This is a genomic window from Streptomyces scabichelini (assembly GCF_011045015.1).
GTDB lineage: Bacteria > Actinomycetota > Actinomycetes > Streptomycetales > Streptomycetaceae > Streptomyces > Streptomyces scabichelini.
In genome coordinates, this window is record NZ_JAAKZY010000318.1 from 1 (window position 1) to 9211 (window position 9211).

Genomic DNA, 9211 nt, shown 5'->3' on the forward strand with positions numbered 1-9211 from the left:
CCCCCGCAGCACTGCGCCGCGACCCCCTGCCCCTGCGCGGCCGTACCGCCCTCGTCACCGGGGCCAGCAGACGCGGAGGCATCGGGCATGCCGTGGCCCGTCGCCTCGCCGCGTACGGAGCGAGCGTGTATCTGCACCACCACGTGCCGCACGACGCCGCCATGCCCTGGGGCGCCGACCGTCCCGAGGACGTGGCCGCCTCGGTGCGCGAGGCGTGCGCCGATCCCGAGGCACGAGTGGTCCACGGGCCCGGAGACCTCTCCGACCCCGCGGCTCCGGCCGAGTTGATCGCCTCGGCCGCGGACGCGCTCGGCGGCCGGATCGACATCCTCGTCGCCAACCACGCGCAGAGCGGCTTCGACGGCACCCTCGACACGATCGACGCCGCGATGCTCGACGCACACTGGGCCGTCGACACGCGCTCGGTACTCCTCCTCGTCCAGGCCTACGCCCGGCTGCGGGCCGCCCTGCCACCGCGCACACCGGGCGGTCGGGTCATGATGATGACCTCGGGCCAGGACATCTCGGGCGGTATGCCTGGTGAGATGGCGTACGCCCTCCAGAAGGGTGCCCTCGCCTCGGTCACCCGCTCGCTGGCGACCGCACTCGCCGAGCACGCGATCACGGTGAACACCGTCAACCCGGGTCCCGTGGACACGGACTACATGACCGGCGACGACTACGCGGCCGTCGCGGCGATGTTCCCGGGCGGCCGCTGGGGCATGCCCGACGACCCCGCCCGCCTCATCGCGTGGCTCGCGACGGACGAGGCGGAGTGGATCACCGGGCAGGTCGTCGACTCGGTGGGCGGGTTCCGGCAGTGGGAGGCTCGGCTCATCTGATGCCGGCCGGGCGCGTACGCGATGCCGTACGAACGTGTCGGCTCCCGTACGCGCCCCACCGCACGGTCAGAGCCGCGACAGCTCGTCCACCAGGTCGTCGAGCCCCAGCGAACCCTGTGACAGCGCCGCCATGTGCCAGGCCTTCGCGTCGAAGGCGTCGCCGTGGCGCCGGCGTGCGTTCTCGCGGCCCAGCAGCCAGGCGCGCTCGCCGAGTTTGTAGCCGATGGCCTGGCCGGGGATGGTGAGATAGCGGGTGAGCTCGCTCTCGACGAAGTCCGCCGGGCGGCTGCTGTGCGCGCCGAAGAACTCCTCCGCCAGCTCGGGCGTCCAGCGCTCGCCCGGATGGAAGGGCGAGTCCGCGGGAATCTCCAGCTCGAGGTGCATGCCGATGTCGACGATGACGCGGGCCGCACGCATCATCTGCGCGTCCAGATAACCGAGCCGCTGCTCGGCGTCGGTGAGGAAACCGAGTTCGTCCATCAGCCGCTCCGCGTACAGGGCCCAGCCCTCGCAGTTGGCGCTGACGCCGCCGATCGTCGCCTGGTAACGGGAGAGGTTCCCCGCGACATGCGCCCACTGCGCCAGCTGGAGGTGATGCCCGGGGACGCCCTCGTGGTACCAGGTCGACACCAGGTCGTACACCGGGAAGCGGGTCCGCCCCATCGTCGGCAGCCACGTACAGCCGGGGCGGGAGAAATCCTCCGACGGAGGCGTGTAGTACGGGGCGGCCGCGCTGCCCGCCGGGGCGATGCGGGACTCCACCTTCCGTACGCGCTCGGCGAGTTCGAAGTGCGTGCCGTCGAGCGCCTCGATCGCCTGGTCCATCAGGCCCTGCAGCCATTCGCGGACCTCGTCGACGCCCTCGATGTGCTTGCCGTGCTCGTCGAGGTGCGCGAGCGCCACCCACGGCGTCTCGGCACCGGGCAGGACCTTCTCGGCCTCGGTCTTCATCTCGGCGAGCAGCCGGTGGTACTCGGCCCAGCCGTACGCGTACGCCTCGTCGAGGTCCAGATCCGTACCGTTGAAGTAGCGCGACCAGCGGGCGTACCGCTCGCGGCCCACCGTGTTCGGCGCGCCCTCGATGGTGGGCGCGTACACGTCGCGCATCCAGTCGCGCAGCTCGACGACGGCCGCGGTCGCCGCCCGGGCGGCCTCGTCCAGCTCGGCGCGCAGCGCGTCCGGTCCCGCCGACGCGAAGTCCTCGAACCACCCGCGGCCCGAACCGTCCGTGTCCGACCACTCGGTGAGCTGCTCGATGAAGGTCGCGGTGGGGCGCGGGCTCGCGTAGAGCCCCCGCTCCAGGCCGAGGGCGAGGGACTCGCGGTAGCCGCCCAGTGCGGCCGGTACGGCGCGCAGCCGCTGGGCGATCGCGGCCCAGTCCTCGTCCGTCTCCGCGGGCGTCACGGTGAACACCTCGCGCACCGAGTGCACGGCCGTGGCCATGTTGCCGACGGACCGCAGTCCCTCGTCGGCGTCGTGCACGGCGAGTTCGGCGGTGAGCCGCTCGCGCAGCAGACGTCCGCAGCGGCGTTCGATGTCACTGTCCGCACCCGGCTGCCGCTCCGCCTTGTCGAGCCGCGCGAGAGTCGCCCGCGCCAGCTCGGCGAGCGCCTTCTGACCGGCGGGCGAGGTGTCGGGCAGCTTGCTGGAACTCTCCTTCACGCCGAGATACGTACCGGTGACCGGGTCGAGGGCGATGAGGTCGTCGACATACGCGTCGGCGACCTCACGGGGCAACAGGCTCTTCATGTCTGACATGCGGACATCCTCATACGGGGATGCCGCGCGCGTCAGCCGGATTCCGCGGCGCCGGTTCGCGCCCGGCCCGGCCTGTTTCGCCGGGCCGGGCGGACCGTTCACCGTTCACCGGGAGCTGATCCCGTACGGGCAGCTTCAGTCCCCTACCGTCTGCTCCTGGTCGTACGGCAGTCGTGAGCTCACCGGGGTCACGTCCAGGCGGGCCGTGATGACCAGGGTGCCCTCCTCGATCTGGTAGTCGAGGGGCAGGCCGAGGCCGCGCATGGCGGCGACCATCCCGGTGTTGGACGACTGCGTGACGGCGTACACGCTCTCGCAGCCCGCCTCGACGGCCATCGTCACCAGACGGCCGAGCAGCTCACTGCCGATGCCGTGCCGCTGCCACTCGTCCTCGACGAGCAGCGCGACCTCCGTCTCGTCGCCGTCCCAGAGGAGATGGCCGAGCCCGACGATGCTCCCCGACGCGGTCTCCACGGCGAGCGTCCGTCCGAAGCGGGGGCTGAGGAGGTGGTTGAGGTAGCGGTCCGCGTCACCGACCGGCCCGTGGTAGCGCAGGCTGAGCGTGCGCGGCGAGCAGCGCTCGTGCATGGCCTTCGCGGCATCGATGTCATCGGTGTCGGCACGGCGTACGGTGATCGCGTTGCCCTGGGGCAGCGTCAGCACGTCCTGCCTGCGCGGGAGACGCGGCCCGAGCTGGGCGTCCAGCTCGACCAGGGCACGGGCCCGCGCGAACTCGGTCGGCGTGAACGGCAGATACGGCCGCTCCACGGTGATCACTTCACCCTCCGGCGCGCGCAGCTGCATCACGGTGTTTTCGAGCGCCCCCTCGAAGTTCCCGAGAGCCGCCTCGACCGGCACTCCTTCGTCCGCGCCGTCGTCGCTCATGGAACTCATGGAACCCATAGAGCTGATGGAGCTCATGGAGCCGGCGGGCAGTGACCGTATCGTGCACCGCCCCAGCAACTGCCGCAGCGCCAGCGGCAGTTCCGCCGCGTCCAACGCCGTGCGCGTCGCCAGGCCCAGGATGCGCGTGGGCGCGTCCACCAGGTCGTGCGCGTCGGCACGCTCGATCCAGGTACGGGCACCGCCCGCCTGCGCGATCGCCCGGGTGACCTCGGACGCGGCCACCTCCGCGGGTGCACGCAGCAGGAACTCGTCCACCGTGCCCTCCGCCAGCGGATGCGTCTGCAGGCTCAGGATGTCGACCCGCTGTCCCGCGAGCGCCAAGCACAGCGCGGCCAGTGAACCCGGCTCGTCCCGCACGGTGGTCCGCATCCGCCAGAGCACGGCCTCCGCGGTGACCGCCTCCGGCAGGGCAGGGGCCGCATCGGAGGGCCCGGCTGCCCGCACTTCGGCGGGCGGCCGGGCGCCGGTATGACCCTTCGGCGGGGCATGACCGTGGCGTCGTTCCCGCCAAGTGCGCAGCCGCGCCGTGGCGCGGCGCCAGGGGCGGACCGGACGACCGTTGTTCTTCGTACGTGTTGCGTCAGGCATGTCTTGAGTCATGCGACCACTGTGAAGGAAGGGTGTTGCGTGATCACGAACGCTTTGTGACTGATCGGTTAAGACAGCTTCTGTCCGTTTTATGGGGTCTTTACGGGCTACTGCCCCACCCGCCCGGGCTGGAGCACCTTCGTGTAGAGCACGGTCCCGTCCTGCTCCCGCAGACGCACCGTCAGCTCCCCGCTGCCGCCGTCGATGTCGACCTCGCCGAAGAACTGGTAACCCCCGGCGGGCGAGACATTCGCGACAGTGGGCGCCTTCACGAACACCCGCTCCGGACCGAACGTGTTGTCCAGGGTGTTCGCCGGGAAGGCACCCGCGTTGAGCGGGCCGGAGACGAACTCCCAGAACGGCTCGAAGTCGGCGAAGGAGGCCCGCGACGGCTGGTAGTGCTGCGCCGAGGTGTAGTGCACGTCCGCGGTGAGCCACACCGTGCCCGTGATCTTCCGGTGCTTGATGAACCGCAGCAGTTCGGCGATCTGCAGTTCCCGCCCGAGCGGAGCGCCCGGGTCGCCCTGGGCCACCGCCTCGATGTTCGGCTTGCCGTCCCCGGTGTCCGGTACGACCAGGCCGAGCGGCATGTCGGAGGCGATCACCTTCCACACCGCACGTGACCGGGACAGCTCGCGCTTGAGCCACTCCAACTGCTCGGCGCCGAGGATGCCCTGCGGGTCGGTGGTCTGGTTGTCCGCCGAGTTGGCGTTGCGGTAGGTGCGCATGTCCAGCACGAAGACGTCAAGGAGCGGACCGTGCTTCACCACACGGTGGACCCGGCCGTCCCGTGCGCCCGGCCGCAGCGTGGAGATGGGGAAGTACTCGCTGAACGCCTGCCGCGCCCGCGCGGCCAGGACGTCGACGCTCTTCTCGGTGTACCGGGTGTCGGTGAGGAGCTCACCCGGATACCAGTTGTTGGTGACCTCGTGGTCGTCCCACTGGACGATCGACGGCACCTGCGCGTTGAACTTCTTGAGGTTCTCGTCCAGCAGGTTGTAGCGGAAGTTGCCGCGGAACTCGGCCAGGGTCTCGGCGACCTTGGACTTCTCCTCGGTGGTGATGTTCCGCCAGGTGCTGCCGTCGGGCAGCGTCGCCGTCGCCGCGAGCGGGCCGTCCGCGTAGATGGTGTCGCCGCTGAAGAGGAAGAAGTCCGGGTCCAGCGCGCCCATCGCGTCGAAGATCCGGTAGCCGCCGAAGTCCGGGTTGATGCCCCAGCCCTGGCCCGCCAGGTCACCCGACCACAGGAAGCGCACCCCGTCGCGCCGTCCCAGGGGCGCCGTACGGAACGTGCCGGTCACGGGCTCGCCGGTGCGGCGCGGGTCGTCGGGGTCGGCGAGCAGGACGCGGTAGTGGATCTGCTCGCCCGCGGGCAGTCCACGCAGCCGGGTGGTGCCCGTGAAGTCCGTGCCGGCATCCAGCAGGGGGCCGTGCCATCTCGTCGGCTTGCGGAACGACCCGGTCGCGGAGGTCTCCACGACCATCCGCGCCGGCCGGTCCGAACGCACCCACACCAGACCGGAGTGCGCGGTCACGTCTCCGGTCTGCACGCCCCACCCCGCCTTCGGCCGCCCCGACAGGGCGAACGCCGGAGCCGCGCCGACCGCGCCGGGCAGAGCGAGCGCCGCCGACGCGGCGAGCGAGCCGCGCAGAACGCTGCGGCGAGCGGGGAGCGGGCTCGGGGGACGATGTGACATGGAGCGCCTCCTGGGACGGGTTGAACCACTGTGCAGGGCCACAACTACTGGTGCACCACAGCGCACACGCAAACCACAAGTGAACAACTGGCCGCAAGGCCAGGGGAACCAGTGTGCGAAGACCCGCATCGGGATGCCGCCGGGGTCCGCCGACCGTTGCGCCCCGGCGGGGGCCGCCCCACCGCTACCGACCCTCGACCGCCCCAGCCATCAACCGCACGCCCTCCCTGATGCGCGCCGGAGACACATGCGCATACCCCAACACCAGCCGCACCACCTCGTCCTCGGCCTTGACCGCCTGTGCGAAGGACGTGAGCGGACGGACCGCGACCCCGGCTGCGGCGGTGCGCTCCAGGAACCGCTCCGGCGGCCCGTACCGCGCGGGCAGCGTCGCGATGGCATGCAGCCCGGCGGCGATTCCGGACACCCGCGTGCCGGGAAGGTGCTCGTCCAGAGCGGCCACGAGGGTGTCGCGCCGCTCTTTGTACGCGCGCTGGCAGCGGCGCAGTTGGCGGTCGTAGTCGCCGCGTTCCATGAAACGGGCGAGGAGGGCCTGGTCGACGACCGGATTGCCGAGATCCATCGTGCGCTTGCGCTCGACGACCTCCTCGGCCAGCGACGCCGGCACCAGCAGCCAGCCGAGGCGCAGCCCCGGTGCCAGCGACTTGCTGACGGACCCGGTGTACGCGACGTGCTCCGGATCGAGTCCCTGAAGGCAACCCACCGGCGCCCGGTCGTAGCGGAAGTCCCCGTCGTAGTCGTCCTCGACGACGAGCCCGTCCACGGAGCGCGCCCAGTCGAGGAGTTCGGCGCGGCGCCGTGCGGAGTACGCGATCCCGGACGGGAACTGGTGCGCGGGCGTCGTCACGACCGCCCGTACCCCCGACTCCCGCAGGGGCCCGATGGCCAGCCCCTCGTCGTCGAGCGGCAGCGGTACGGTGCGGACGCCGGCCGAGGCGTACAGCGCGTCGTGCTGGGGGCTGCCGGGGTCCTCGACTCCGACGGCGCGTACCCCGCGCGCGTGGAGCACGAATCCGAGCAGCGTCGTCGCCTGCGCCACTCCCGAGACGACCAGCACCCGCTCGGGGTCCGCGACCACGCCACGGCGCCGGGCCAGCAGCTCCGCGAGGGCCGTACGCAGTCGGGGCAGCCCGCGCGGGTCGGGGTAGCCCAGCGCGTGGTGCGGCAGGTCGGCGAGCACTCCGCGCTGCGCGGCCGCCCAGGCGGCGCGCGGGAAAAGCGACAGGTCCGGGGTGCCGGGCAGGAAGTCGACCCGGGCACCGGGGGAGCGGGGAGCGAGGTCCCGCGCGCGTGGGTGGGCGGCCCGGGCGGCGCCGCCCACCCATGTCCCGGCTCCGCGGTCGCTGCGCAGATAGCCCTCCGCGGTCAGCTGCTCGTACGCCTCGGTGACCAGCCCCCGGGACACCCCCAGATCGGCGGCGAGTTCGCGGCTGGACGGCAGCCGGGTGCCGGGCGCGAGCCGCCCCGAGCGGACGGCCTCGCGCAACGCGGCCTGCAAAGAGCGTCCACGCGCGCGTGCCGGTGCCGAGGCGGCCGGCAGAAGCAGCTCCCAGGCCGCCGCCCAGGCCGCTGAATCGGGCGTACTCGAGGGCGTACCCGAATTGGTCCCCGATGGCGTCATGAAAGTGGACCTTAAACCGGACCAGTGCTGTTCATAGCGTCGCCTCCATGAACGCCACCACCCGCGGCTCCCTGCTCGCCGCCCTCGCCTGCGTCCTCGTCGGAGGCTCCTTCACCGCCAACAGCGTCCTGGGCGACTACCCGTACGCGGGCGGCCAGTTCCTGCGCTACGGACTCGCCTGTCTGCTGCTCCTGCCCCTGGTCGGCCGAGGCGGCACGGCGCCCCTGCGGCGGCTGACGCCACGACAGTGGATACGGCTCGCGCTGCTCGCGGCCGTCGGCATGGTCGGCTTCAACCTCGCCGTGATCGCCGCCGAACGCACCGCGGAACCGGCGGTTCCAGGAGTCTTCGTGGGCTGCGCCCCGGTGGCCGTGGCCGTGCTCGTACCCCTCCTCGAGGGCCGCCGACCCCAACGCCTCGTCCTGTACGGCGCGTTGCTCGTGGCCGTCGGAGCCTTCACCGTCCAGGGGTGGGGACGTACCGACAGCGTGGGAATCGCCTTCTCCGTGTGCGCGCTCTTCGGAGAGGTCGGCTTCGCGGTCCTCGCCGTGCCCGTGCTGCGGCCGCTCGGGCCGCGGCTGCTGTCCGCCACCGTGTGCGCTCTCGCCGCGGTCGAGTCGGCGATGGCCGGGGCGATCGTCGACGGCCGCGCATGGCTGCGTACGCCCGACACCACCGAACTCGCCGCGCTGCTGTGGCAGGCGGTGATCGTCACGGTCATCGGCTTCATCTGCTGGTACATGGCCATGCAGCGCATCGGCGCGGAGCGCGCCACGCTCTTCTCCGGCCTCATCCCGGTCGCGGCCGCCTGCACCGCCCCGCTCGTCGGAACGGGCTCCTACGGGACGGCACAGGTCGCGGGCAGTGCCCTCGTGGGTGCCGGAGTCGCCCTGGGATCGGGGGCGTTGAGGGTGCGGTCGCGCAGGTCAGCGGCTGCCGTCCAGGATGACGCGCGCGACGAGCGCCGGGTCGTCGTTCATCGGGACGTGCCCGCAGCCGGGCAGCCGGACAAGCCGGGCGCGCGGAATGACGTACTTGGCGCGGATCCCCTGACGGCGCACCAGAAGCCGGTCCCGCGTGCCCCACGCCACCGTGACGGGCAGTCCGGGGATGTCGTCCGTGAACCGGACGGCGGTGCCGGCCCTGAGCGTCTCGGCGAACCCCTCGGCATGGGCGAGCGCGAGCGTCTCGGCGACGACCGCCTCGGGTGAACGGCGGCCGGGGCGGGCGTAGATGGAGCTCGTCAGCACGGCGCGCCCGGCCGCCGTGCGGGACAGCTGCTCGACCACCGGCAGCGGCATACGGCGCGCGGTCTGCCGCATGGCACGCAGGACACCGAAGGCGTACCGCCGCTCGGCCGGCGACCAGAACCCCGCGGGCGACAGCGCCGTGACGGACCGTACGAGGTTCTCGCGGCCCAGCTCCAGGGCCAGCAGCCCGCCCAGCGAGTTGCCCGCCACATGCGGCCGTTCGATCTCCAGGGCCTCGCACAGCGCGCCGAGCGCGGCGTTCATCGTCGACAGATCGTGAGTGAGCCCGTCGGGCAGTGCGAGGGACTCGCCGTAGCCGGGCAGGTCCACCGCGATCACATCGCGTTCGGCCGCCAGGATGTGGAGGACCGGGTCCCAGGCCTGTCGGTGGTGGCCGATCCCGTGCAGCAGCAGAAGCGGTTCGCCGGCGCCCACGCGCGTGTACGCGAGACTCACCGATCGCGGGCCGCGCGGAGAGACGACGGGGAAGGTTACGGACTGCGGGCCGAGCGCAGCAGGGGCGGGGTG

The 9211-nt window shown here is 72.1% G+C and carries 6 protein-coding genes and 1 pseudogene; 2 read left to right on the forward strand and 5 right to left on the reverse strand.

Annotated elements, in window-relative coordinates:
• A partial coding sequence (locus G5C60_RS47515) for an SDR family oxidoreductase (RefSeq protein WP_420907482.1) occupies positions 1–842 on the forward strand: 842 nt, incomplete at its 5' end.
• 66 nt (positions 843–908) lie between these two features.
• Here G5C60_RS47515 and G5C60_RS47520 read toward each other — a convergent pair.
• From G5C60_RS47520 to pdxR, 4 genes are all read right to left on the reverse strand, one after another.
• A complete protein-coding gene (locus G5C60_RS47520) occupies positions 909–2600 on the reverse strand; it encodes a DUF885 domain-containing protein (RefSeq protein ID WP_165270002.1) in 1692 nt (563 codons plus the stop codon).
• Positions 2601–2735: 135 nt separating this feature from the next.
• On the reverse strand, positions 2736–4094 hold the full coding sequence (locus G5C60_RS47525) for a GNAT family N-acetyltransferase (RefSeq protein WP_241267593.1): 1359 nt from the start codon (positions 4092–4094) through the stop codon (positions 2736–2738).
• A gap of 107 nt (positions 4095–4201) precedes the next feature.
• The gene (locus G5C60_RS47530) at positions 4202–5791 is read right to left on the reverse strand and encodes an alkaline phosphatase D family protein (protein WP_165270006.1); all 1590 of its coding nucleotides are present in this window, start codon (positions 5789–5791) and stop codon (positions 4202–4204) included.
• A 184-nt stretch (positions 5792–5975) separates the two neighbouring features.
• Positions 5976–7433, reverse strand: a complete 1458-nt coding sequence (pdxR, locus tag G5C60_RS47535; RefSeq protein ID WP_165270008.1) for a MocR-like pyridoxine biosynthesis transcription factor PdxR — start codon at positions 7431–7433, stop codon at positions 5976–5978.
• A gap of 47 nt (positions 7434–7480) precedes the next feature.
• Here pdxR and G5C60_RS47540 point away from each other — a divergent pair.
• Positions 7481–8314 (forward strand): annotated as a pseudogene (locus G5C60_RS47540) (DMT family transporter); the annotation flags it as partial.
• 45 nt (positions 8315–8359) lie between these two features.
• On the opposite strand, the gene G5C60_RS47545 reads toward G5C60_RS47540, so the two are convergent.
• On the reverse strand, positions 8360–9211 hold an 852-nt coding region (locus G5C60_RS47545; protein WP_206440896.1), incomplete at its 5' end, for an alpha/beta fold hydrolase.